Source organism: Helicobacter sp. L8, assembly GCF_003660355.1.
Classification (GTDB): Bacteria; Campylobacterota; Campylobacteria; order Campylobacterales; family Helicobacteraceae; genus Helicobacter; species Helicobacter labacensis.
This window is the reverse complement of the sequence record NZ_QXQR01000005.1, coordinates 49,287-74,872: the sequence shown is the minus strand read 5'-3', so window position 1 is coordinate 74,872 and position 25,586 is coordinate 49,287. Positions and strand designations below refer to the sequence as shown.

Here is a 25,586-nt window from a genome sequence, read left to right as displayed (position 1 = left end):
CCCTTTAGAGATTCTTTTTCATGAGCTTGAGCTTTTTGATCCGGGCTTTGTCCATATCCAACACCTCAAAGATACAATGCGCATCTCCCACCACATCGCCCACTTCTGGCAGGCGTTCCAACAAACTAAAGACATACCCCCCCAAAGTTACCTGTTCGTAATCTGGATCAAATTTGATCTTGAGCAATTCGGCCATGTTCTCTAAATCCACCATGCCATCACACTCAAAGGTATTTTCATCTAGGCGTTTGATACCTTCCTTGCTCAAATCATGCGCGTCTGAAATATTACCCATGATCTCCTTAATGATGTCGTCCATTGTCAATAAGCCAGAAGTGCCCCCATATTCATCCACCACCAGCGCGCTGTAAACCCGTTTGTTATTCATTTTGAGCAAAATTTGCGAAATAGACGCGCTTTCAGGCACAATGAGCATGTCTTTTAGCAGGTGTTTGAAGTTCTGCACTTCTTTAGCGTCCAACAAAGAGGCCGACAGCACATCCTTGATGTGGATCAAGCCTAAGATATTGTCCTTATTGCCATCACAGCATGGGTAGCGCGTGAAAGGGTTTTTCAACATGGTTTGGATATTTTCTTTGTAGGGGCGTTGCAAATCCAAACACACCATGTCCTTTCTAGGAGTCATCACCTCGCGCGCGCTCGTGTCCGAAAAATCCACCGCATTTTTGATAATTTCTTCTTCTACAAAATCGATCACCCCTCCCTTTAGACTCTCGCCCACGATGATCTTTAACTCTTCTTCGGAGTGGGTGCTATCATGCTGGGGCTCGATCCCAAAGATTTTAAGCACAATCTTAGCCAAAAAGTCAAAGAGATTCACCACAGGGTAGGAGATCAACCAAAAGGCATGCAAGGGGCGCGCGATCCAAAGCACCACACTCTCTGAGCGCACGATGGCGATGGATTTAGGCACAATCTCTCCTAAAATCACATGCAAGAGTGTGATGAAACTAAAGGAAATCGCCACACTCAAACTATGCGCAAAAATGTATAGGCTCTCAAAATGCAACCACTTTTTCAACAACAGAGTGATAAAGTGCGCGATAGCGGGTTCTCCTAACCAACCCAAACCCAAAGAAGACAGGGTTACTCCCAACTGGGTCGCGCTCAAATAGGTGTTAATGGACGCGTTGATTTTAAGGGCTAGGGTGGCGTTTTGGTTATTGTGTAAACTCAGCTCCTCTAGCTTAGATCGGCGCACCTTGACAATGGCAAATTCGGACAGCACAAAAAACGCGTTGAGTAAGACCAACAACAAGGCTAATCCAAACATCAAAATCGGCTCGTAAAGCCCCAAGGGCTCTCCTTAAATGAGGAAGGCTATAGCGGACACACGCCCACCTACAACCGTTCCACGATGTCAAACACGGCAACCAAATAATAACCTAGCGCGCCCAACAAGGCGGAAATAGGCACGGTTACCACCCAAGCGGTGATGATCTTCTTGATCACCGATCGCTGCACCAATTCACTTTTATAGGCTTTTTTAAGCGTCTTGCGTTCTTTCTTGCTCAACCCAATGGAGTATTCCAAGGTGTTGTTATTTTTTTTCAAGGCTTTGAGATAGGCTAGCATTTCTTTTTTTTGTTTGGGGTTGGCTTTTTCAAAGCGTTCTAAGAAATTTTTAATCACACTAGCGTCCTCGCCTGCGTGCGCGTCTAAAATCATCTGCTTGATGGCTAAAGTGCGCCTTTGCAAGATCTCACGCAAAAAGCCCACCCCAAAGACCGCCCCGATGGTGATATGGGTTGAGCTCACAGGCAAACCTAGCTTAGAGGCAAACAAGACGGTGATCACGGTCGCCATTGCGATGCAAAAGGCTTGCATTTTGTCTAATTCCGTGATCTCGCTCCCCACGGTTTTAATGAGTTTGGGTCCATACAAACTCAAACCCAAGGCAATCCCCAGCCCCCCAATCAACATGATCCACAAGGGCGCGTAAGCCTTAGTGGGGATCGCGTGGTTACCCCACTCTTGTAAACTCTGCACGATAGCCGCCAAGGGACCCACGGCATTAGCCACATCATTAGCCCCGTGCGCAAAACTCAAAAGGGCTGCTCCAAAGATGAGCGGGTAGGTAAAGAGGGTATGCACGCTCTCTTTTGTGTTTTCTAGTAGCGGGAGTCTCCTTAGCACATAGGATTTAAACAGCCCATAGACTCCCAAACCCACCGCGATACTCAAGAGAATCTCCTGCCACCACTCTAAGGGGATTTTCTTCCCCAGCACTTTGGCGATCATATACCAAGTGAACGCCGCTCCCATGATCCCCACCAAAATGGGCATCACTCTCAAAGCGGCTTGTTTTTTGTTCTCCTTGTCGCTCAAGACATTTTTAAGAGTCGCCAATAAGCCCATCGCAATCCCCCCCCCCATCATCGGCGAGATCACCCAACTAGCCACGATACCCCCTAAAAAATGCCACTCCACAGCCCCCACTCCCCCGGCCATCAAGCCCGCCCCCAACACCCCCCCCACAATGGAGTGCGTGGTAGAAACGGGCGCGCCAATGGCTGTAGCCAGGTGCAACCACAGCGCCCCAGAGAGCAGGGCTGACAACATCATGCCCACAAACACCGCCGTGTTCTCTATATGAGCGGGGTTGATGATCTTGCCCTTGATGCTTTGCACCACATCGGATCCGGCTAAGACCGCGCCCAACACTTCGCAAAGCGCGGCTAATAAAATCGCCATCGCCAAGGTGATCGCCTGAGAGCCCACCAAGGGTCCCACATTATTAGCCACATCATTAGCCCCGATGTTCATCGCCATGTAGCCCCCCACCACCGTGGCTAAGGCAAGTAGGGGAAAATGGATGGGGACATGCCCTAAGACTAGAGCCATGCCAGCAATACAGACCACAAACACGATAGCAAGGGTGATCTTGACATTATCTCTTTGGAGTTCTTTAAAGGCTTGTTTAAAAGGGGAAGCGTCTTTAGCTTTCATTGTGCGCGCACTTTAGTATAAAATACTCTAAGAACTGCTTAAAGAGAAATGCTTTAGAGTGGGATAGGAGGTGTCGGTATGTTTGTATGCGCGGGATCCCTAGAGAGAATTGGCATGGCTAGGGGGGTGGGAGTGGGGCTTATAGAGAGCGCGATCACTCTCACACGCCTGTGTTTGTTAGAACGCCCTACAGAATTGATCTTTGTGGGGAGCGCAGGAAGTTATGATCCTAACTTGCCCATGTTGTCCTTGTTCAAAAGCGCGCAGGGTTACCAGATCGAACAGAGTTTTGTGTGCGATCAAAGCTACACCCCCCTAGAAAATTATCTAGAAGCCCACAGCGCGCTCTTGGATCAAATCTGCTTGCCCGCTATGAAAGTCAATTCCAGCAACTACATCCACACAAGTCCCGATTTTGCGCGCCAAATGCAAGGCGCTGGCATCGCTTTAGAGAACATGGAGTTTTTCACTCTTTTAAGAGTAGCACAGAGTTTTAAGATTCCTAGCGTGGGTGTGTTCTGTGTTACTAACTATATAAGTCCCCACGCCCACCAAGAGTTTTTAGACAACCACGATCGGGCTAAAGCCCGCTTGGAAGCGTGGATGGAGGCGTTTGGAAAGTGTTAAAGAAAATGGGTTACAATGCGCGCATGGGAGTTTGAAACTTCCAAATACGATAAGGAGAACGCTATGAGTAACAACGCTAATAACAGTTGCAATAGCAACAATAGCAACAACAACAATAGCTGTGGTTGTGGTAGCACTAACAATAGTAGCAACAACAATAGCCAAAACAGCAACAACCAAGACTAAGGGTTGTCGCCCCCCTTAAGGCGGGGGCACTTTATTTACCAAGCTTATTTAAAGTTTCTTTGTGTTAGGCTAGTCGCTCAGTTTTGTAGTAAAGGGTTTTTATGTCGTCTTTTGTCGTGAGGCAGAGAGCTAGGCGTTTTTCCTTACACCTTAGCGATCTGATGTGCATGGGTGGTCTTTTATTACACACCCATTTCACGCACAAAGGACACGCATGCAGGAGTTTAAACAAGACACTTACCACGCCCAGCCTAGCGCGCTAGGGCTAGTTCCCTTTTTTGTTTTCATCATTACTTACTTAGGCACAGGGATTTATTTAGAATTAATCGGGGTAAAAATGGGCTTTTACCAACTGCCCGGACCTGTAGCCGCTAGTTTGGGGGTCGCTAGCGCGTTTTTGCTTTTTAAAAGCGATTTAAACCAAAAATTTGACGACTTTTTAGCCGGATGTGGGGATAGAAATATCATGACCATGTGCGTGATTTATCTGCTGGCTGGCGCTTTTGCGGTGGTGAGTAAAGCGATGGGCGGGGTGGATTCCACGGTCAATTTAGGGTTAACTTACATCCCTGTAGAATATCTGGCTGCAGGCGTGTTTGTGATCGCCGCTTTCATCTCCACAGCCATTGGCACGAGTGTGGGCGCGATTGTGGCATTAGGTCCTATTGCGGTGGGTTTAGCCACGCAAAGCGGGCTATCCATGCCCTTGATCTTAGCAGCCTTATTAGGGGGGGCGATGTTTGGGGATAATCTCTCCATTATCTCAGACACCACCATCGCAAGCACGCGCACCCAAGATGTGGCGATGAGCGACAAATTTAAGATCAATCTCTACATCGCTCTGCCCGCAAGTTTGCTCACCGTGATCTTGCTTTTGATCTTTGGACGACCTGAGAGTGTGGTGCCCTTGAGCGTGCATGATTTCCAATTTGTCAAGACTCTCCCCTATATTTTGGTGTTGATCTTAGCGCTTTTGGGACTCAATGTCTTCTTAGTGTTGTTCGTGGGGGTGGTGCTCTCTGGAGGGATTGGGTTGTATTATGGCAACTTCACACTGCTAGGTTTTGGCAAGGAGATCTACAATGGCTTTAGCAATATGCAAGAGATTTTCCTGCTCTCCTTGTTAACCGGGGGGATCGCCTTTATGGTAACGCGTGAGGGGGGGGTGGCATGGGTGATTAGCAAGATTGAAAAGTGCATTATTGGTCCTAAAAGCGCGAAAGTGGGGATCGCCACTTTGGTGAGCGCGGTGGATTTGGCTGTAGCCAATAACACCGTGGCGATTGTGATCGTGGGGGAGATCAGCAAGAAAATTAGCATGAAATTTGGTGTGGATCGGCGTGAAAGCGCGGTGATCTTGGACATCTTTTCTTGCATTTTTCAAGGACTTATCCCCTATGGCGCGCAGATGCTCATTTTACTGGGGTTTGCCAAGGGAGGGGTGGATTTTCTATCGGTGTTACCCTTGTTATGGTATCAGGGACTCTTAGGAGTCTTCACCTTGCTTTATATTTTCTGGGGTGCTTACAGCGCGCTGGTGTTGAAGAGTTTAACGCCCAAAACCACCAGTGCTCAGGCATAGTTTTAGGGTTTTTTGTGCTATAATGACGGGCTAAATGACTCAAAGGTAGTAAGATGGAGCAAAAGGCATGCGTGGGTGGTAGCACTAGAACATGGAGTTTTGTCCCTTTGTGCGCTTGTGTGGGCTTGGCTTTAGTTGTGGGAGGTTGTGGCATGTTTAAGCGCGCGGGAGCCACGCAACTCATTCCCCCCTCAGCTACGGGCTTGCAAGCCCCCATTTATCCCCCCACCACTTTTAATAGCACTAGCAAGCCACCGATGCCAAATTTTCCCAAACCCCAGCCCCAAATTGAAACCCGTTTTGACAATTCTTCACAGGGCAATCTCTCTAGTGGGGGGGGTGCGCCTGCGATGGTGCCTAACACACCTATTCTCACCCCCACCAATGTGATCGAACTTAGTGCGGTGGGCATGGGGGTTGCGCCCGAATCCACCATTTCTCCCTCCCAAGCTTTGGCTTTGGCTAAACGCGCGGCTATTGTAGATGGTTACCGTCAGTTGGGCGAGAAAATGTATGGGATTAGGGTGAACGCCACCGACACAGTCAAAGACATGATCTTGCAAAACTCTGTGATTAAAACGAAGGTGAACGCCTTGATCCGCAACGCTGAGATCACAGAAACGATCTACAAAGACGGCTTGTGCCAGGTGAGTATGGAGCTCAAACTAGACGGACGCATTTGGTATAATGTCTTCAACCAGGCAAGAGGCTGATCTCATTGCGTGGTTGCTTCTTTGTTAGCTAGGTGGTCGGCGTGTTTGGGTGTGGCGTTTTGTGGGGTGTTGTTGGTTTCTTGCGCGCACAAAAAGCCCCCCAAACCCAAGCCCCACAAAACACACAAGGCGCATAAAAAGCTCTTCATTAAAAAAAGTGCTGCCCAACGCAAGCAAGAGGCAGAGCTCGCGCGCCAAAAAGCCCTAGAACGCTTCAAGCTCATTTACATTTACACGCCCGTGTTGCGTTTTTATGACTATGGCACGATCGAACGCAATAAAGAAGGCGATCTGCAAATCGAGCTCTACCAACTCAGCAAGAAAGCCGGAGAAATTGTGATCAAGAAAAACTACCTATGTTTTTCAGGCATTTGTTCGGCTAAGTGGAGCGCGGCTAGGGACCTCTTTGGCAAGGTGAGTTATGGGGATCTCTTCGATGACATCGTGCTAGGGCGCGATATTTTCAATGGGATGGGTAAGCGCATAGAACCCAATGGAGTGGTGATCCAACGCTTTGTGCAAAACGCAGAGGTGATTTACTACGAACGCAAACCCGATAAAATCTTATTCCAAAACATGAGCACGGGCACGGCCATCGTAATCCAGCAATACCACCCCCCTAAGTGAGGTTCGTGTGCGTTGGTGGTGGCGATCGTGGGTGGTGCTGGTGCCGGTATTGGGGCAAGCCAATGGCTTTAAGATTTCCGAGCAAAGCTTAAATGGCACCGCGCTTAACTCCGCCTACATCGCTGGGGCACGGGGCGCGGACGCGAGTTATTACAACCCAGCTAATATGGGCTTTGATAATGACTGGGGAGAAAATGAAAGCGAATTTGAGATCACTAGCACGGTCATTAATATCCCTGCCTTTAAATTCATGGTGCCTGGCACCAACCAAGGACTTTACTCAGAAACTAGCCTAGTGATGAATCCTAGCAAAGCCAATAACGCAGCCATTATCAATATTTTGGGTTTAGGGGGGGTGGCTACCTCTGCAGCCCAAAAGCTCATAGATGGGGGTATTCCTGCGCTCAAACAACTCATCAATAATTTACAAGGACTCACTAACCAAAAGGTTACCACCGTGGCTTCTATGCCCAGCGCGCAGGTGGTGAGCGGGTGGACGGGCACGACTAATTTTGTCCTCCCCAAATTCTTTTATAAAACCCGTAACCACAATGGTTTCACCTTTGGGGGAAGTTTTACCGCCCCCTCGGGGCTGGGTATGAAGTGGAATGGTCAGGGTGGGGAGTTTTTGCAAAATGTCTTTATTATGATGTTGGAGCTAGCTCCCAGCGTGAGTTACACCATTGGCGATCGCTTTTCTGTAGGCGTGAGCGCGCGCGGACTCTACGCTACGGGCAAGTTTGACAACACCGTTTATGTGCCCTTGCATGGCGCTTCTGTGCTCACTGGGAGTCAGATTATAGGTTTACCCAATAATGTCTTTAGCCAGCAGGTACCAAGCTCTATGCGCGACCAACTTGCCAGCATTGGCTACCGTCCAGCTATGCAGTGCACCGCCCAAATGAATCAAAATAGTCCTGTGTGTGAGACCTATTACAATGGACTCAAGCAAATCATGCGCTATAGTGGCTTGCAAGAAGCCATCTCTGATCTCTATGGCACTTCTCAGGTTGTCCAACAGAGTAATGGGAGCTCTTGGGGGGGGGGCTATAAGATCGGGGCGAGCATGCGCGTTTTTGAAAATGGCATGTTCTCTGTAGTCTACAATAGTAGCGTTACCTTTAATATGCGTGGGGGATTGACCGCGCTCACCAAATTAGGTCCTAGCTTAGGCAATGTGCTTACAAGAGGGCATCTAAATATCAATGTCTCCTTGCCCCAAGTGATCAATATTGCCTACGCACACGAGTTTTTCAAACACCGCTTGCGCGTAGAGGGGGTGTATGAACGCACTTTTTGGAGTCAGGGCAATAAGTTTTTGGTAACCCCAGATTTTGCCAACGCGTCCTACCAAGGGATTGGGGGCACGGTGCAAAATCTCAATTCCGCTACCCTTAAAAAAATGGTAGGTTTGGCGGATTTTAGCGGGGTAATGAATATGGGGAATGGGTGGCGCGACACCAACACTTTTAGAATCGGCACGACCTACATGGGCAGGAGTTTGCGCTTAATGGGCGCGCTCAGTTACGACCAAGCCCCCAGCCCCCAAGACGCTATTGGGATTCCAGATTCCAATGGCTATTCCATCGCCTTTGGGGCTAAATACAATTTTAGGGGTTTTGACATCGGTTGGGGAGGCACTTTCACTTTCAAGAGCAACCGCGATAGCTACTACCAATCCAAAGATATTGGTCAATTACGCATTTTTTCAGCGTCTTTGGGTTATCGTTGGTGAATATTCCATCTAAAGGGGTTTGATGTTCCATGTACTTGTTATAGATATCCAAGAAAAATTGCTTCCTGTTATGGCGCAAGCAGAAACTCTCTTGGCTAATTGCGTGAAATTCTTGCAGATCGCCCAAGAGTTGGAGCTTAAGATTTTGGCTAGCGAACAAAATCCTAGTAAGCTAGGTCCCAGTGTCGCGCCCTTACAAGCCTTTTTAGGCACACCCCACACCAAAGAACATTTCAGCGCTGCGCCTATACTAGCTCCCCTTTTGCCACCTAAGACGCGCTTGGTGGTGCTAGGTATCGAAGCGCATGTCTGTGTTTACCAAAGTGTGAAAGATCTCTTGCGCGCGGGCTTTGAGGTGGTGGTTTTGCAAGATTGCACCAGCTCTAGGGATATGAATAACAAAGCCCTAGCTCTAGCCGATTTGCAAAGTTGCGGGGCGCGCATTTTGAGTAGCGAGATAGTCGCTTTTGAGTGCTTACAAACCTACACCCACCCTAGCTTTAGGGCTATCTCTAAACTTATCAAATAGATTAGCTAGAAAAACGCGCGCACAATTCTAAAAGCGTGTCTGCGCTGTATTGGGCTAGGGCTAGAGTCATCTTTTGGTGGCAGGGCAATGAAAGTGTGGCTTGATAAAAGTCTTGGGCTTTGGGGAAGTCCAAGAGTCCTAGGCGTTCTTGATAGAGCTTAAAGGTATGGATGGGTTTGTAGTGCACCTGCACACCTATTTGCGCCTCTAATAAAGCCTGTAGCAATGCGTGTTTTTTCTCCCATAAGCTAGGGTGTAAGAGTAGGGGATAGAGATGGTTGGAGCTAGTGATATGGGGGGGCAAACTCGCATGCAGAGGGGTAAAATAAGGGTTATTAGCAAAAGTGCGATCGTAAAAGCGCGCGATCTCTTCGCGCACGGCAATAAAGGCATCGAGTTTAGGCAGTTGGCTTAAGCCTAATGCACCTTGCAATTCGTTCATTCTAAAATTATAGCCATAATGCCGCACTTCTACATCAAAACCCCGATTCTCCACCCCATGCGCGCGCAATAGCTTGAGTTTGTGATAAAGCGCGCTGTCATGCGTGGCAATGAGCCCCCCCTCAGCGGTGGTGATGGGTTTGATCGCGTGTAAACTAAAGATCGTGGCATCGGCTAAACTCCCGATCTTTTGCCCCCGATAACTTCCCCCTAGCGCATGCGAGCTATCAGAGATGAAATATAGTCCATAGCGTGCGCAAAACTCCTTGATAGCTTGCACTTCCACGCTCCGCCCCCCATAATCCACGCTCACCACCGCTTTAATACGCTCTCTTTGGGCGTGCGTGTGGTAGGTTTCCTCTAGGAGTGCGGGGTTTAAATTGCCATCTACGCCAATATCGCAAAATAGTGGTGTGGCTTGGCATGCCAAGAGCATGTTAGCTGTGGCTACAAAGCTAAGAGGAGTGGTGATTGCAAAATGCTTTGCTAACCCTAGGGCTTGGTAGGTCATCAGTAAGGCAGAGGTGGCACTATTGCACGCTAGCACATGCGCAACGCCTAAATAGTTCGCCATGGCTTTTTCAAAGTCTTCCACCAGGGGTCCCTGTGCTAGATGCGCGCCTTGTAGGGCTTGCACTACGGCTTGTATATCGCTTTGATCAATGCACTGGGTGCTATAGGGGTTCATGGTGTTTAAAGCCCCACGATGCTTTGGCGCACCCCTTCAATGATCCAATCAGGGGTAGAAGCCCCCGCACTAATGCCACAGAGTTTTTTACCCTCAAACCATGTCGCCTTGAGATCGTTAAAATCCTCCACCAAGTAGCTATCTGGGCAAAATTCTTTGGCGATGTGAAAAAGTTGCTTGGTGTTTGAAGAGGTCTTGCCCCCCACAATCACCATAATATCCACCTCTTGGCTAAGTTCCCTCACCGCTTCTTGATTGTCAAAGGTGGCGTTACAGATGGTGTTAAAAATACGCACCTCCGCACAGCGCGCGATGAGAAAGCTGGCGATCTCTAAAAGCTTGGGGGTTTGTTTGGTGGTTTGGGAGACTAGGGCGATTCTTTTGGCTAAATTTTGGCTCTGTAATTCTTCTAAAGAGCCCACCACTAAGGGAGGCGTGCTAGAGTAGCTAATCACCCCCTTTACTTCAGGGTGGTTGGCATCCCCAAAGATGACAATTTGATACCCCTTTGCGCTCATTTTTTCTACAATCTGTTGGGGTTTGATCACATAGGGACAGGTCGCATCAATGATATGCGCCTTTTTGTCCTTGAGTTTAGCTAGATCGTTTTTGGGGATGCCATGCGTGCGGATAATCACGCTTTTATGGGGCTCAATGGCATTGACATCCTCTTGCACGCGCACATTGTAATCTTGCTCTAGGCGTTTGATCTCTTTGGGGTTGTGGATGAGCGAGCCTAGTGTGAGGCTATTTTTATTCTTTTGGGCGATCTCAATGGCGCGTTTCACGCCAAAGCAAAAGCCATAATTCTTAGCCATTTTCACTTGCATGGGTGTCCTTTATGGGGGTGATACGCCCCAAAATTTCTTTAAATGTGGGGAAAGAGATCGCCATGCACGCGCTATTTTTCAAGCTCCCCCCACAGGCTAGCAAAGCGATCGCAAAGCTTAAGGCGATACGATGATCGTTAAAACTCTCTAAGGGCTCTTTGGGGCGTTTAAGAGTCCCGCCCTTAATTTGAAAGCCATCTTCAAAGCCCACGCATTCAATCCCCATTTTGGTTAGATTGGCTAGAGTGGTGGCGATGCGATCGCTCTCTTTGACGCGCAATTCTTTGGCATTTTTTACCACGCTCACCCCTTGTGCGACACTCATCGCCACGCCCAAAGCGGGCAATTCATCAATCAGAGAGGGGATATTCTCTTTAATCTCAATCGCTTCAAGGGGGCGGTGTTGCACATAAATATCCCCCACAGGCTCGATTCGTGTGGTGCGCGGGTGAAACTCCACATGCGCGCCCATTTTCTTTAACACTTTGAAGGCTTCTATGCGCGTGGGGTTGAGCAAAACATTTTTGAGCAACACCGCGCTTTGGGGCACAAGCACCACAGCTAAGGCAAAGTAAAACGCGCTAGAGGGGTCAGCGGGGATGCACCACTCAAAGCTCTCTAAAGGCTGGCTTAGGGGCTCTAGGTTGATGGCTGTGGGGGTAATGCCAATCTTTGCGCCTAGGGCTTTTAGCATGCGCTCGCTATGATCGCGACTTAAAGAGGGCTCACTAAAGATAAGGGGGTCTTTGGCTTGCAGGGTGGCTAGTAGCAATGCGCTTTTGAGCTGTGCAGAAGATATGGGACTAGTGTAGTGCAAGCCTTGCAGGGGCGCGCTTAGAATGCTTAAAGGGGCTAGGGTATTTTGTGCGCGCGCCCGGATGTGTGCGCCCATTTGGACTAAGGGCGTGATGACCCGCCCCATTGGGCGTTTGCTCAAAGAGGCATCGCCCACTAAAATATAGTGGTTTTTCTGACTCTGGCTACTAGCAAGTAGCCCGCTAAAAAGGCGCATGGTTGTGCCTGAATTGCGGCAATTTAAAGGCTTTGTGGGCTCATTGAAGTGTAAAAATTGTTTAGGGGGGGTGAGCTTGAGGGTGTTTAGGGCGTGCTTTTGCACTCTTAAGCCTAGTGCTTTAGCGATGTTGAGTGTGCTTAGGCAATCTTGACCTGTGAGCAAATTTTGCACAAAACAAGGTTTTTGGCACAAGAGCGCAAAAATGAGCGCGCGATGACTTAAAGATTTATCTGAGGGCAGGTGATCTAAGCTGAGATCAAATTTTGGCGCGGGGGCGATGTGTAGCATTAAGATTTGAGCTTGGCGTTAAAATGTTGCTCTAGCACGCCTAAAGCTTGCTGGGCGATCGCCTGTAATTGCGACTCCATCAAGGATTCTTGGGATTGGATTTTAAGGCGCACACTTAGGGCGATTTGCTCAGCATTCTCTGTGTAGATGTCTAGGGGGAAGACTTCTTTTAAATGGGGGATGCGCGCTTCTAAAAGGCGTTGCTTGAGAGCCACAAAAGGACAATTTTTATCTACAAGTAGAGTCAAATCTCTAAAGCTGGTGGGCAGTTTTGAAAACTCTTGAGCCTTGTAGGGCTTTTGGTTGAGCAATGCGCGATTCACTTCAGCAACAAAGCCTTCTAATAAGTCTTCTTGTTGGACTAAGATAGGATTGATCGCCCCCAGCACGCCAATTTTTTGCCCCTCTTGGATGATCCACGCGCTTTGGTAGGGGTGGTAGGTGGCGTTTAAATAGGGGTTTTCTTGGACTTGCTCTTGGGCGATGGGTTCTAAATCAAAAGCCCCGATCACACTAGAGATCGCGCGTACAAAGGCGTAAAAATCCCACGCCTCCCCCTTAGGGTGGGGGTAATGGGGGGAGTTTTTAAGCCCGCTGGCTAGAAAGGCTAGACTTTGTGCCTCCTCACGCTTGGCGTTGTAAATGCTTCCTAACTCAAAAAGGGCAACACTCTTAAAGCCTAGGCTTTTATTGTGGGCGCTTGCCTCTAAGAGTCCGGGGATTAAAGAGGTGCGTAGGGTGTTGAGATCGGCATTAATGGGGTTGAGAAGATCAAGTTCTTGGGGCAATACGGGGTAACCTAGTTCTATTAAGCGTTCCCTCTTGGCAAAGACATAATGCACCACCTCCTTAAATTGCAAGGCAAGGGCTTTGGTGGCTAGGGTGCGCTCAAAGCAATAGCGGGTGTAGTGGGGGTTGGCACTGCTGGTTTCGCTGGTGTGTAATAAAGCAGGGGGAATGTTCTCAATGCCCACAAAGCGTAAAATCTCTTCAGCAATGTCATGCACGCCCTCAATATCATGGCGATGGGGGGGCACTTGGATAGTGAGTGTGTCCTCTTGGGCGTGTAAGCCAAATCCCAAACTCTCTAAGATTGCATGGACTTGTTGGTAACTAATTGGCATGCCTAAGATACTGGCGATTTCTGTAAGAGTGAGCTTAAGACTTGGAGGGCTAAAGGTGCTTAGAGGCGTGCCCACTTGCAAGCGTGCCTCAGGGTAAAAACGAGTGAGTAACAAGGCTAGCCACTCTAAGCCCTCTTGCACCTGTGGGTTGCTCCCGCGCTGGGAGTGGTGGATGAGCGTGGGGGTGCTCTCTTGAGGGTGAGAGTGTAGGCATTGGCATAAATGACTAGGCTCTATAAAGCTAGCCTCTAGCAAATAGGGGGAGGTTTGGGGGGGAGTGGGGGCGCGCACCCCGATCGTGGCTAGGGTGCTGTTGGCGTGCTTGGCGTGTAAAAAGCCCTCAGAGGACCACACTTTTAAGGGCACATTTGGGTAAGCCTGCAAGATCACCCCGCTTAAATAGGTGCTGTATTCTAGGAGATTAGAGACCAAACTCTCTTGTAAATTGTGTTGCAAGGCTAGAGTGAGGGCGATCTCTAGGGGCAAAAAGGGCGTGTCTAACTCCAGTGTGCCATAACAGAGCGCGCAGGGGGGCAGAGTTTGGGGCAGGCTTGGGGGGGTGGCTAGTGGGCTAAAAGAGAGTTTGGGGGGGGTTTTAAGACGCAAAGAATAGAGCGCACTGATTTCGCGCGCAACGCCTAGCACACTCAAGCAATCCCCCCGATTGGGAGTGAGCGCGATATCTAAAAGCGTGCCCTTAAAAAAGGGTAAATCTCTTAGAGGTGTGCCCACTTTTAGGGGCTCATCGCCATTAAGGCTACTATCTAGGATCAAAATCCCCTCATAGAGCTTAGGCAGACCCAGCTCCACGCTTGAGCAGAGCATGCCAAAACTCTCTACACCCCTGAGTGTGCTCGTCTGTATGTTGAGCTTACAGGCAGGCAAATACGCCCCGGGCAGAGCCAACGCCACAAACTGCCCCGCCTGCACATTTTTCGCCCCGCAGACAATTTGTAACACCTTGTTACCACTATCCACTTGGCAAATGCTAAGTTTTTCTGCGTTGGGGTGTTTGTCCTTAGTTAGGACTTGTGCGAGCACGACCTCTTGGGGCAACCCAAAGGGGCTAGCCCCCTCCACCTCCAAACCCACACGGCTTAAATCCGCGCATAAAGTGGGCACATCGGGCAAACTACCCTCTAAAAAATCCTCCAAAGTGTGGGTATTGAGTAACATCAAAACGCCTCTAGTAATCTCAAATCGGTTTCAAAAAGACTTCTAAGATCATTGATCGCACAACTGAGCATGGTTAGGCGTTCAATCCCTAGCCCAAAGGCGTATCCGCTCACATTTTTTAGCCCTGCGTGTTTAAACACCCCCGGATGCACACACCCAGCGCCTAACACCTCTAGCCAACCGGTGTGCTTACACACCTTGCACCCTTCTTGTTTACAAAATACACAGCTAATATCCACCTCTGCGCTAGGCTCGGTGAAAGGGAAAAAGCTCGATCGCCAGCGCACTTTAATATCCCCAAAGAAATAGTGTAAAAAGTCCTCTAAAACCTGCTTGAGATGCCCAAAATGCACCTTATGCGCGCTATCCACTACTAAACCTTCTACTTGAGAGAACATGGGGGTGTGCGTGGTGTCATAATCGCGCCTAAAGGTAGGACCTACCCCGATCATTTTAATGGGGGGCTCTTGGGTTTGCATGGCATGGATTTGGGTGGGGGAGGTGTGGGTGCGCAAAAGCTTGTGATCCTTGAAGTAAAAGGTGTCTTGCATGGCGCGCGCGGGGTGGTAGGCGGGCATGTTGAGCGCATCAAAATTGTAAAACTCCTCTTGCACCAACTCCCCCAAGTGCAATTTAAAACCTAGCTGGGTGAAATATTCAATGATGCGATCTTTAGTGTAGCTGAGTGGATGCCCTAGACTAGCACTAATATGGGTGTTGGCTAAACTAGGATCGAGTTTTTCAGCTTGCAAGCGCGCCTTTAGCTCTAAATTTTGTAAAGCCTGTTTGCGCTGGGCATGGGCTTGGGTGAAAGCCTCCTTAAATTGGTTGAGTTTTTGGGCTTTATGGGCTTTTTCTTGCCCACTTAAGTTTTTAAGTTGGGTAAATTCTTGGGTGAGTATCCCCTTTTTGCCCAAGACCTGCAGGCGTAGATCCTCTAACTCCTTGAGATCGCGCACATGGGCAACACGCGCCAAGAGATCGTCTAAAACCTGCAAGAGAGTCTACCTAATGTCAATTTTGAAGGTATGCACCTCATCGTTGAGAGCCACCCTAACCACTAAAGTGCCCGCAGTGATATGCTTAGGGTTTACCACCACAAATCCCCCCTTAGCCTTGCCTCCGGGCTTGAGGGTGGAACGCCTCAAATAGTTGATCGCCATGATTTTAAAGGCTTGGCGTTCATCTTGCATGATCGCTGCAGTCTGTGCGTCATCCATCATCATAAAGGGCACACCCATCATCATATCATAGGCTAGGAAAGCCCCCTGCCCATAGTAGAACATGGGTGAGGGGATATTATCCCCTGTGATAGGCGTAGAAGGCACGGCGATGTTGAACTTTTGTAACACGGGGTCAAAATCGTAACTGGATTTAAGCATTTGCTTAAAGCTTAACACGGGCAAATTCTCTTGCCCCTCCTGCACGCTAATATGACTACTATCAAAGTCTAGGGGATTTCCTCCCGTGAGTTGCGCGCCTACATACAGCACTAAGGGAGGATCGTCCAAGCCCTTGAGTTGCTTTTGGGCGACCTCCACTTGCACCTTGGAGTGGGGCTGGCTAGATGTCAGCACCTGCACCCCATTATTATACCTAGACACCTGTTCAGGCTTGACGCTAAGCTTTGCGCACCCCGTGATGAAAGCGACAGACAGACAAGAAGCGACAACTAATGACCTCATGAAAACCCTTTATTATTTTGATAAGTTCAAAATCCAAATCGGTTGGCAAAAAAACCATCAGACCCCCCCGTAGTCTCTTGTGCGAAGACCCTTTCCAATTGTTCTTTGATGTCATAATAGCCAAAACTTTCTTTAAAACCCTCAATTTTGCCCCCACTGGCGTTTTTATGCCCCCCTCCGTTAAAATATTGTTTACTTATGCTACTCACATCGCATTTCCCATTGGAGCGCAAACTCACATTGCCCCTAAAACCCACATCGATGTAAAAATCGAATTCAGGGTTTTGGTGTAAAAAGAGATTTGCCAGCACGCTAATACCGCCCATGCTGTAACTTAAAAACCCCCTTTTATCCTCACATGCCACACTGCACGCCTCTTTTTTTTGCGAAAGCAACGCCACTTGGGCGTTTGAAGCGATATTATCCATTATCTCAGCATCCGGATCCCCCCCTAGAGCGATCTTTTTAAGCCTAAAAAGATCATTATCAAAGCGCACCGCTCCATTTTCTTGGTGGATGTAGGAGGGCACATGATCTAATAGGGCAAATTTATAGGCGCGGTGCTCCTCATCAAACATGAATCGGTTAAGCTCATGGGTGGTGGCGATCATGCGCATGCACACCTTGCCTAGCTCAAAGCCAAAACCCTCTTCTTGCCAAATATCCACAGAATTAATCATCTCCACCATCGGGGCGAGTTTCTCCAACGCGCCCTCTTGGAGGGGGTTGTAATGCTCTTTGAGCGTTTCGTAAGTGATCTTAGAAGCACTGCGATCCACATCTAAATGATACCAATGGTAACTTTCTGCCGCATCTTTGCCTGTGATGTGGTGATCTAAAAGCAAAATTTCTACCTCCTTGCCCTGCAAGCGCAACGCTTCGCTTTCTTTTTGCAAAAATCCGCCTCGCCCAAAGTCAAGTTCAAATCTGTAACTAAGATCAACGCCTTTTGGGGGTTCTGTTTGTTGAGCGCGTTGATGATCTCTTTGAGCCTTGCGGAGACCTCTTTACCATAATTGGCATTGTAATAGGTGATTTGCTCAAAAAAATGACGGCTGACAAATTGGCAACCATAGCCGTCCAAATCAATGTGGGATAAATGAAAAACTTGCATGTCTTAGTCCTTAAAAGTTAATGTTGATGGTGCCTAACACCTCGTATTTGGCATTGGTGTCTAGCTCGGCGTGGCTTAGCACCACAATGTCGATCTTAAATTGCTCCATTTTGGTAGAAAGCGGACGGCGTAGCTCTGGATCGACAATCAAAATCACCGGAGCGATCCCTCTTTGTAAAATTTTCATGGATTCGGCGGAGATGTTCTCAATAAGTTGTTGCATCTCAGTGGCGTTTAAAAGCAAGAATTTTCCGGAGGCTTGGTCTTTGAGCTTGTTTAATAAAAACTGCTCGGTGGCGGTGCCTAGAGTGAGTAATTTAAGTGTCCCATCTTCGGATTTAAAAATATTGGTGATGACTCTTGAGAGTCTGGCGCGCACCTGCTCGGTGAGAATGGTGATGTCATTTTGCACGCTAGGGGCAATGTCGGTGATGGTTTCTAAAATCGTTAGCATGTCTTTAATGGGGATTTTTTCGTGCAACAACTCTTGCAAGACAGAGCGAATCACGCCTGTGGGGATTTTCTTCGCCTCTTCCACAATGGCTGGGTAGTCATTAGCTAAACGCTCTAAAAGGGATTTGACCTCATCTTTTGTGATGAACTCTTCGGCGTAGTTTTTGACCAATTCGCTAGTATGCGTGGCGATCACGGTGGAGGGGTCGATGATCGTATAACCCTGAATGATCGCTTCTTCCTTGTCTTTAGGCTCGATCCACAACGCGTCCATGCCAAAGGCGGGCTCTTTAGTGGGGATGCCCTCGATCTCCTTGCCCGCAAAGCCGGTGTTCATCGCTAAAAAGCGATCGGGCATCACGCTCCCATCCCCAATACTCACCCCCTTCAACTTAATCTCATAATGGGTTGGGGGGAGTTGGAGATTATCTCTAATGCGAATTTGGGGCATGAGAAAGCCATAGTCGCTGGCGATCTTTTTTCTAATGCCCCTAATGCGTTCTAACAAATCCCCCCCCTGCTTGACATCGGCTAGAGAGATGAGCTGGTAACCTAAAGCGAGCTCTAAAAATTCAATTTTAAGCACCTCATTAATAGCCTGCTCTTCTTCTTTTTTGATCTCCTCCGCGCTCTTTTGGGGGCGGGTGATGGGAGTTGGTTCTGTTTGTGTGGCGACTCTAGCAGAGAGATCAACCCCGGTTTTTTTACTCAGCCAACTCTCAAACTTGGCAAATAAATTGTCCTTGCCCTCCCTAGAGATGAGCCACGCGATGAATAAAAACAAACTGCCCACAAAGGCAAGCGAAAAGGTGGGTAGCCCGGGCACGCTAGCAAAGAGCAAAAGAATACAGCCCACAATGACTAAGGTTTTACTCTTGTCAGTCAGTTGGGTGATGAGCTTGCTAGCAAAGTTTTCTTCTTCATGCTGGGTGGTGCGCGTGGCGACAATGCCCGTAGCCGTGGCGATGATGAGCGCAGGGATTTGCCCCACTAAACCATCTCCAATAGTGAGAATCGTAAAAGTGGATGCGCTGGCGTTGATACTCATGTCCCTTTGGAACACGCCCACTAAAAAGCCCCCGATGATGTTGATCAAGGTGATGATGATCGAGGCGATCGCATCGCCTTTGACAAACTTGCTTGCCCCGTCCATCGCACCATAAAAATCTGCCTCTTGACTCAAAGCGCCACGCCGCCTCTTGGCTTCATCGCTATCAATAAGCCCGGAGTTTAGATCCGCATCGATGGCCATTTGTTTACCGGGCATCGCATCCAAAGCAAAGCGTGCGCGCACTTCTGTTACACGGGTCGAGCCATTGGTAACCACTAAGAGATTAACCAGCACCAAGATACTAAAAATGATTGTCCCAATGACATAATTGCCGCTCACCGTAAATTCCCCAAAGGCACTAATAATATCACTCACCGCGCTAGGACCTTTGTAGCCCTGTGTTAAAATCATACGGGTCGTGGCGACATTGAGCGCGAGGCGATAAAGCGTCACAATCAAGAGCAGAGTTGGGAAAGCGCTAAAGTCTGTGGGCTTGGTGATGTAAAGCCCGATTAGGATGATGAGCACAGAAAGGGCAATGGAGATAGTCAGCAAAAAATCCAGCAAGAAAGGGGGCAGAGGCACAATGATGATGCCCAAAATGGCGATCACAAAGGCGACAACCGTTAAGTCTTTAGACTGGCTTAGATGCCTAAAGAATGGAAAAGCCTTTTTGAGAACATTTTTAGATTTATTGCCCGCCACGCCTCTTATACGCCCTTTGTGTAGAATGGGGGTATTTTACACTCTTTCATGTAAAATTCCACTTTTCTAGGCTATAATCGCGCCTTGTTAAAATTTTAGATTAGGAGTTTACATGGCCTTAGGGGCGCAAAAAAAGCAAGAGATCATCGCCAAATTTGGCAGGCAAGCGAGCGATACGGGGTCTAGTGAAGTGCAGGTCGCGCTTCTTAGCCAGCGCATTAGCGACTTGAGCGCGCATTTGAAACACAATCCCAAGGATCACTCCAGCCGTTTAGGGCTGTTGAAGTTGGTAGGGCATCGGCGCAACCTACTCAAATACCTCAAACGCACCCAGCATGAGCGCTATTTGGAAGTGATCCAAGCACTAGGCATCAAAAACCGCTAGGGTATTTTTGGGCGCATCGAGTTTCTTTTCTCTTGTCTTTGCGCTGTTCTTTTTAACTTCCTGTAAAAAACCCTTAGCCCAGATTCTGCTTGTTATCTTAGCCCTAGGCGCATTGGGCTATTATCTCAAATACAAGCCCTCTTTGCAATTGCCCCGCGCCCACAAGTGGTTGGTGTGGGTGTGGGTGCTCATGTTTGCAAGTGTGTTACCCAATCTCTTCATGGACGGCAGTTTAGAACACTTTTCGTATAATCTGCGCCTGCTTAACATGCCCTTGATCTACCTGCTAGGGGCGATCGCTCTGGTGTGTTTGGGCAATGCCCCCCTCAGCTTGCACCAACGCCCCATTTTTTATGGCATGGCACTAACCTGTCTATGCAATGGGGGAATCGCGCTGGTGGAGAGGCTAGGTTTTGGAATAGGGCGCGTGAGCGCTTGGAGCACCATTGTGGGTTTTGTAACCCTGAGTGCTATGGCGATCTTTGGGTGCTATATCTATGCGCTCTACACCTCTAGGCGCGCTGAAAAGCTATTTTTTAGCGCGGCGTTAGTGGTGGGCTTTGTTGTGGTGATCTTGAGTGGCACGCGTAGCGCGTGGATCGCCTTTTGGTTAACTTTCATCATCCTTTCAAGCCTGATTTTATACACCCAAAAGTCTTGGCGCGCTTTGCCCCATATGTTGGTGCTTGGCGCGCTCTTGGGGGGGTTGTTTGTGGGAGAACAGATACTAGAAGGGCGCGCCTGATTCAAACACCAAGGGGAGTCCAAGAGAGTTTTAGCCACGATCTCAAACTCTACGCCCACAATAATGCGGATTCTAGCATCGGGGCGCGTTTGGATCGCTGGAAGGAAGCCTTAGCCATTGTGCGCCTCTCTCCATTATTTGGCATGAGTTTGAGCGCGCGTTGCAAGCACATGGGCACAATCATCGCGCTAGCGCATTCTCACCATAGTGTGGAACATAGCGATTGTAAGGGCAAATACGACAATGAGATTTTCAACACGCTTGCGCATAAGGGCTTGGTGGGCTTGGGGGTGCTCTTGGCGTTTTGGGCTGTAGTGGCGCGTATCTTTTGGATGAGACGCTCATCTCAGCCCCAACTTGCCCTCTTCATGCTGGCTTTGCTAGGTTTTTACATTTTCTTGGGGATTGGTTTTGATCCCTTTGCCTTTTTCATTGAAGGGAGTTTTTTTGTAGGGATGGTGGTGATGGGGATGGTGGGGGGGCGCGCGCCCTCTTAGTGTTATCCAACGCGTGGGTGTTATGCGGTATCATTCTTGCTTGTAGTGCTAAAACAAGCAAAGGATATCTATGGCTCTTAACCCTACGAGCTTAGAGATCGCCAAAACATCCAGCAAGGGTAAGACCCCTGTTTCTGCGTCCAAGAAGACCTTAGCCGCGGATAAAGACGCGTTCAAACAGCTTTTAGCCCACCAAAAAAAGCAACTCAAAACCCCCCTACTTGCCGATCCTAAGATCGACAAGCACAAAAAAGACGCGTTACCCGTTGCCCTAGCTAAAGCCCAAGAGAAAAAGACTTCTAAGAATCCTGATCCCAACCACACCACCCCCCTAGCCCACTTGTTAGAAGGCAAGATGCCAAAAGTGCCCCCATTGCCTGATAAAACCTCCAAAAGCCCTCACACGCCCCAAAAATCCAAAACCCCCAAAACCGATCTCTTGGCGGATAAAAACGCCTCCAAACACGCTAAACTCTCCGACATCAAGAAGCTTGAAGGGGCTAAGAAATTGGGCTTGAGTTCTCTCAAGCATGAAAAAAAGCGCGCCCCCCACAAAGCCTGAATCTAAAACCCCCCTTTCCACCCAGCACCTATTAGACATGCAAAAAAAACCCACAGCCTCTCTCAAGGACAAAAAAGCCCCTGAACCCAAAAATACGGACACCCCCAAGCAAGAGAGCAAAGCCACTGCAAGCCCCCCGCCCAAAGCCCCTCTAAGCCAACTTTTAGCACACCAGGGCGTGGCTCAGCACAAACAAGAGAGCGCTAAACTCCATGCGCAAAAACTCTATGGGCACACCCTCCCTAAAGATAACGAAACCAACGATCGCGAAATCAAGCAGGCGTTTAAACAAGCCCTTGTGCAATTCCCCCCCTCCATTTATGCCCCCCACGCGCCCTTGCAAGGTCCAGCTGGCACTAAAATTAGCCCTGAAGAGCAAAAGGAGGAAAAGCCCAGTCTAGCCATTAAAGAGAGTGTGTCCCATGCGCCCATCCAACATGCCCAAGATAAAGAACTCCCCAAAGCTCCCTTGATTAAAGAAACCCTTAAGAATTTTAGTGCCGAACTCAAACAAGCTCTTGTGGATTTCAAGCCCCCTATTACAAAACTTTCTATGGAGCTCCACCCGGATAAACTAGGCAAGGTGGAGGTGGTGATCCAACAGGTAGGGAATAATATCCAAGTGAGTGTGAGCTCAAGCGCGCCTGTTGCCGCCTTATTGTCTTCTTATAACAACGAATTGCGCCACAATTTAGCCCAAATGGGCTTTAGTGATGTAGATGTGAGTTTTATCGCGCACAATAACACCGGGCATGGTTCTAGCAACCCCCAACAGCAACACAGCCAAAACCCCCACAATCCCCAAAGCCAAAACCTCCATACCCCCCAAAGCCCCTCTAAAGACACGAATGCCCCCCCCTCTAAGAGTGGGGGACTCTACGCTTAAGATCAGCAGATTAAGGGTATAATGGGGGGGTTATACCACAAAGGGAGAAGGGCATGCCCATTGATTTAGCAGAAGTAACCGGGGCAAAAGCAGCCATGGAGAAAAAGAAACACGAGCCCAAGATCGCCAATGGCTTGGACAAGGACGCGTTCATGAAGTTGTTTTTAGAACAGCTTAAAAACCAAGACCCCACCGCCCCTATGGAAACCGACAAGATCATCACCCAGACCGCGCAACTCACCCAAGTGGAGATGCAAGAGGAAAACAAGAAGACCATGAAGGAAGTGGCCGATGCGATGCAATCGAGCAAGGACACTAACCAATCTCTTAGAGATTTTCAAGGCAAACTCAAAGAAACCCTAGATCACCTAGATAAGGGCGTGGACAATAGCCTCAAGTCCAACGCGTTGATGACCCAAGCTTCGGGTTTGAATAGCGTGAGCATGATTGGCAAGATCGCCGAAACCGATGTCAAGGGGATCAATGTGGGGAAAGGCAAGGTGAGTTTCGCGCTTTACTTCGATCAACCCATTGAAGCTTCAGAAGGCAACCCGGGGGTGCAAATCTTTGATGCAGAAAAAAAGCTGGTGCGCACTTTGCCCTTGAGCGGGAAAAATGGGCAACAAGGTTATATAGAATTTGAGTGGGATGGTTTGAATCAGGAGGGCAAGCGCGTGCCCCCGGGCACTTATGAGATCACAGCCGAATACAATCTAGACCCCAGTAGCAATAAATACCTCCACACGCGCATAGGCAGGGGGGAGGTGCAAAGCGTGGTGTTTAACAAGGGCAAGCCGATGTTGCGCATGGGAGAGATGGTTTTGCCCATGGATAGCGCACTAGAGTTTTACGACAAGTCCAGCTCGCGCCACCAACAAGAGCAACACGAACACCTAGCCCACCTAGTGCAGGCTAAAGCCCCCACAGCCCCCAAAGAGGTGGCAAGCGCTAAATCCCAGCCCACGCCCCCCCAAAATACCCACTCTAGCGCGCACTCGACACCCCCCCCTAAATCCTCCCACCTCTCTAGCACCCCCTCTGCGCAAGAGAGCGCGCCCCCTAAAACACCCCCCACAGAGCACCACCAGCAGAGTGCTCCCACCCCTACAAAGTCTCTAGCCCATGACACCAACCATCCGGTTCAAACAACGCCAAAGGCACAAACATGAATGACACCATCCTCAACGCCTATTCTGGGATCAAAACCCACCAATTTGGCATAGACAGCGTTTCTAACAACATCGCCAATATCAACACCGTGGGTTATCGCGCTAACAATCCCGAATTTAAGTCCCTCTTTGCTTCGCATTTGGATTCACTAGGGGGCAATACCGTTACTGCCAATGATCGCAACTATGGCGCGGCTGCTGGAGGGAACGCCATTTCTAATAAAGATGGCGAATACATGCCCAGCGATGCGGAGTTTAACATGGCTTATCAAGGGAGCGGGTGGTTTATTGTGGGTCCTAATAAAAATGGGAGCATGCAAATCAATAAAGATGGCTACCAGCAAGCCCAAGAGAATTTTTACACCCGTGATGGGAATTTTTTACGCGATGCGGAGGGCTACATTGTCAATTCGCATGGCTACTATCTCTATGGCGTGGATTTGCACAAGATCAAAAATGGGGTTTTGACCGCAGGCAATCCAGATGAAGAAACCAAGGCTTTGCACGCGGGCAAACTCACCCCCCTTTATTTGCCCCGCGATGTGCAATACCAGCCCGTGGTAACCACCAAACTCAATTTAAGCCTCAATTTAAACCCCAAAAACCATGTGCGCCCCGCTGAGGAGTATTTTTTAGATCAAAATGGGGAAGTGATACAAGATCGCTTTTTAAATCAAGATGCCAACGCCTTGGCTAATGATGATAATGAGCCACTGGATTTAGCCATGCACCGCAATTTGGAGATCATGGTAGTCAAGGGCGACATCGCACAGGACTTCACCTTTAAATACGGCACTGGAGGGATTGAAAAGAATGAATTTAGAACTCTGGGGGATTTGAAAAAACTCCTCCAGACCAAGGCGCACCTAGATTTAGGTGTCATTAAGAGTAGCCCTAATGATGTGCAATCGCATTTGCTCTTGCAGATCAAAAACCCTAGCGACCCCACCGCCACGATCGCCATTGGGGGGCATATGGCAGAGAAATTAGGTTGGACAGCCAATGGGGCGATCTTAAAAAAGGGCGAATCGCGCGATTCGACCTCTATTCGCATCCCCTTTTACAGCACCACGGCTGAGATTTACGACAAAGCTGGGCAGAAGTATCTGTTAAAAAGCGACTTTTTTATGACAGAGATCAAAGACCCCATGAATCCTAATTCTCAAGATAAATGGGATGTAGAGAGCTCCATCATTGAAATGCGCGATAAAACCCCCATCAACAAACCCGTGCGCCAAACCATCACCTTTGACAAGGCGGGTAAGATTCACGCCGATCCTATTACGCTAGACTTCAAGGGCAATCCCTTGACCTATTCTCTAGCCAAGAGTGATGACTACGAATCTAGTGATGTCAGCTATGAAGATTCTAAAATCTTCCAAATCTCTCAAGATGGCAAGCCTAAGGGGTTGTTGCAAAACATGCGCATTGATGACGATGGGATTATCCATCTTATCTTTAGTAATGGCGCGCTAGAAACGATGGGGCGTGTGGGGATCGCCGCCTTTATCAACGATCAAGGGCTTAAGAAAGTGGGGAGTAATCTCTTTGACATCCAAAACGCCACGGTGAATGGGCGCGCTGCCCCTTTGAGTGGTAACCCGATTATTGGCTGGGATCGCGATGATGGCAAACTCAAATTTGGCAAGGTGATGCACAAATACCTAGAAACCAGCAATGTCAATGCCGGGCACTCTTTGACAAATTTGATTCTCATGCAAAGAGGCTACTCTATGAACGCCAAAGCCTTCACAACGGGCGATGATTTGATCAAAGAAGCCATCAATTTGAAGAAGTAGGGAG

At 48.7% G+C, this 25,586-nt stretch carries 22 protein-coding genes and 1 pseudogene; 13 read left to right on the top strand and 10 right to left on the bottom strand.

Features of this window, described 5'->3' with window-relative positions; genetic code table 11:
• Nucleotides 1-4: 4 nt before the first annotated feature.
• Complete coding sequence (locus EAO37_RS04175; protein WP_120944337.1) at nt 5-1,294, bottom strand: hemolysin family protein; 1,290 nt, start codon at nt 1,292-1,294, stop codon at nt 5-7.
• Nucleotides 1,295-1,362: 68 nt separating this feature from the next.
• Nucleotides 1,363-2,970 (bottom strand): inorganic phosphate transporter, encoded by a 1,608-nt coding sequence (locus EAO37_RS04170; protein ID WP_120951755.1) that lies wholly within the window; start codon nt 2,968-2,970, stop codon nt 1,363-1,365.
• Between the two features lie 78 nt (nt 2,971-3,048).
• Here EAO37_RS04170 and EAO37_RS04165 point away from each other — a divergent pair, with 78 nt between their 5' ends.
• From EAO37_RS04165 to EAO37_RS04135, 6 genes are all read left to right on the top strand, one after another.
• The gene (locus EAO37_RS04165; RefSeq protein ID WP_120951752.1) at nt 3,049-3,597 is read left to right on the top strand and encodes a purine-nucleoside phosphorylase; all 549 of its coding nucleotides are present in this window, start codon (nt 3,049-3,051) and stop codon (nt 3,595-3,597) included.
• A 400-nt stretch (nt 3,598-3,997) separates the two neighbouring features.
• A complete protein-coding gene (locus EAO37_RS04155) occupies nt 3,998-5,365 on the top strand; it encodes a Na+/H+ antiporter NhaC family protein (protein ID WP_120944221.1) in 1,368 nt (455 codons plus the stop codon).
• 152 nt (nt 5,366-5,517) lie between these two features.
• Nucleotides 5,518-6,078: a hypothetical protein gene (locus tag EAO37_RS04150; RefSeq protein ID WP_235852980.1), complete on the top strand. Its 561-nt coding sequence runs from the start codon at nt 5,518-5,520 to the stop codon at nt 6,076-6,078.
• Nucleotides 6,079-6,087: 9 nt separating this feature from the next.
• Complete coding sequence (locus EAO37_RS04145; protein ID WP_235852973.1) at nt 6,088-6,705, top strand: hypothetical protein; 618 nt, start codon at nt 6,088-6,090, stop codon at nt 6,703-6,705.
• A 7-nt stretch (nt 6,706-6,712) separates the two neighbouring features.
• A complete protein-coding gene (locus EAO37_RS04140) occupies nt 6,713-8,440 on the top strand; it encodes an outer membrane protein transport protein (RefSeq protein WP_120944227.1) in 1,728 nt (575 codons plus the stop codon).
• Nucleotides 8,441-8,462: 22 nt separating this feature from the next.
• A complete protein-coding gene (locus tag EAO37_RS04135) occupies nt 8,463-8,969 on the top strand; it encodes an isochorismatase family protein (RefSeq protein ID WP_120951749.1) in 507 nt (168 codons plus the stop codon).
• A 1-nt stretch (nt 8,970) separates the two neighbouring features.
• Here the strand turns inward: EAO37_RS04135 and pseC are convergent, their stop codons facing one another.
• From pseC to flhA, 8 genes and pseudogenes are all read right to left on the bottom strand, one after another.
• The gene (gene pseC / locus EAO37_RS04130; RefSeq protein ID WP_120951746.1) at nt 8,971-10,098 is read right to left on the bottom strand and encodes a UDP-4-amino-4,6-dideoxy-N-acetyl-beta-L-altrosamine transaminase; all 1,128 of its coding nucleotides are present in this window, start codon (nt 10,096-10,098) and stop codon (nt 8,971-8,973) included.
• Nucleotides 10,099-10,103: 5 nt separating this feature from the next.
• The gene (locus EAO37_RS04125; RefSeq protein ID WP_120951743.1) at nt 10,104-10,928 is read right to left on the bottom strand and encodes a 4-hydroxy-3-methylbut-2-enyl diphosphate reductase; all 825 of its coding nucleotides are present in this window, start codon (nt 10,926-10,928) and stop codon (nt 10,104-10,106) included.
• On the bottom strand, nt 10,909-12,231 hold the full coding sequence (gene aroA, locus EAO37_RS04120) for a 3-phosphoshikimate 1-carboxyvinyltransferase (RefSeq protein ID WP_120951740.1): 1,323 nt from the start codon (nt 12,229-12,231) through the stop codon (nt 10,909-10,911). The genes EAO37_RS04125 and aroA overlap by 20 nt, the downstream gene beginning before the upstream one ends.
• On the bottom strand, nt 12,231-14,531 hold the full coding sequence (gene ytpR, locus EAO37_RS04115; protein WP_120951736.1) for a YtpR family tRNA-binding protein: 2,301 nt from the start codon (nt 14,529-14,531) through the stop codon (nt 12,231-12,233). Before ytpR ends, aroA begins: the two co-directional genes overlap by 1 nt.
• Nucleotides 14,531-15,529, bottom strand: a complete 999-nt coding sequence (gene pheS / locus EAO37_RS04110; protein ID WP_120951733.1) for a phenylalanine--tRNA ligase subunit alpha — start codon at nt 15,527-15,529, stop codon at nt 14,531-14,533. Before pheS ends, ytpR begins: the two co-directional genes overlap by 1 nt.
• Nucleotides 15,530-15,535: 6 nt before the next feature.
• On the bottom strand, nt 15,536-16,216 hold the full coding sequence (locus EAO37_RS04105) for a hypothetical protein (protein WP_120944241.1): 681 nt from the start codon (nt 16,214-16,216) through the stop codon (nt 15,536-15,538).
• A 26-nt stretch (nt 16,217-16,242) separates the two neighbouring features.
• A pseudogene (locus EAO37_RS04100) lies at nt 16,243-17,330 on the bottom strand (3',5'-cyclic-nucleotide phosphodiesterase).
• A gap of 10 nt (nt 17,331-17,340) precedes the next feature.
• A complete protein-coding gene (gene flhA / locus EAO37_RS04095) occupies nt 17,341-19,539 on the bottom strand; it encodes a flagellar biosynthesis protein FlhA (protein ID WP_120944243.1) in 2,199 nt (732 codons plus the stop codon).
• Between the two features lie 112 nt (nt 19,540-19,651).
• On the opposite strand from flhA, the gene rpsO reads away from it, so the two are divergent.
• From rpsO to EAO37_RS04065, 7 genes are all read left to right on the top strand, one after another.
• Entirely contained in the window at nt 19,652-19,924 is a 273-nt protein-coding gene (gene rpsO, locus EAO37_RS04090) for a 30S ribosomal protein S15 (protein ID WP_120944245.1), read from the top strand.
• Between the two features lie 7 nt (nt 19,925-19,931).
• A complete protein-coding gene (locus tag EAO37_RS09570; RefSeq protein ID WP_235852974.1) occupies nt 19,932-20,669 on the top strand; it encodes a hypothetical protein in 738 nt (245 codons plus the stop codon).
• Nucleotides 20,582-21,166 (top strand): O-antigen ligase family protein, encoded by a 585-nt coding sequence (locus tag EAO37_RS09565; protein ID WP_240451719.1) that lies wholly within the window; start codon nt 20,582-20,584, stop codon nt 21,164-21,166. Before EAO37_RS09570 ends, EAO37_RS09565 begins: the two co-directional genes overlap by 88 nt.
• A gap of 70 nt (nt 21,167-21,236) precedes the next feature.
• Complete coding sequence (locus EAO37_RS04080; protein WP_120951730.1) at nt 21,237-21,728, top strand: hypothetical protein; 492 nt, start codon at nt 21,237-21,239, stop codon at nt 21,726-21,728.
• A complete protein-coding gene (locus EAO37_RS04075; RefSeq protein ID WP_120951727.1) occupies nt 21,697-22,614 on the top strand; it encodes a flagellar hook-length control protein FliK in 918 nt (305 codons plus the stop codon). The genes EAO37_RS04080 and EAO37_RS04075 overlap by 32 nt, the downstream gene beginning before the upstream one ends.
• Nucleotides 22,615-22,667: 53 nt before the next feature.
• Entirely contained in the window at nt 22,668-23,783 is a 1,116-nt protein-coding gene (gene flgD / locus EAO37_RS04070; RefSeq protein ID WP_120951724.1) for a flagellar hook assembly protein FlgD, read from the top strand.
• Nucleotides 23,780-25,582 (top strand): flagellar hook-basal body complex protein, encoded by a 1,803-nt coding sequence (locus tag EAO37_RS04065; RefSeq protein ID WP_120951721.1) that lies wholly within the window; start codon nt 23,780-23,782, stop codon nt 25,580-25,582. Before flgD ends, EAO37_RS04065 begins: the two co-directional genes overlap by 4 nt.
• The last annotated feature ends 4 nt before the right edge of the window (nt 25,583-25,586 follow it).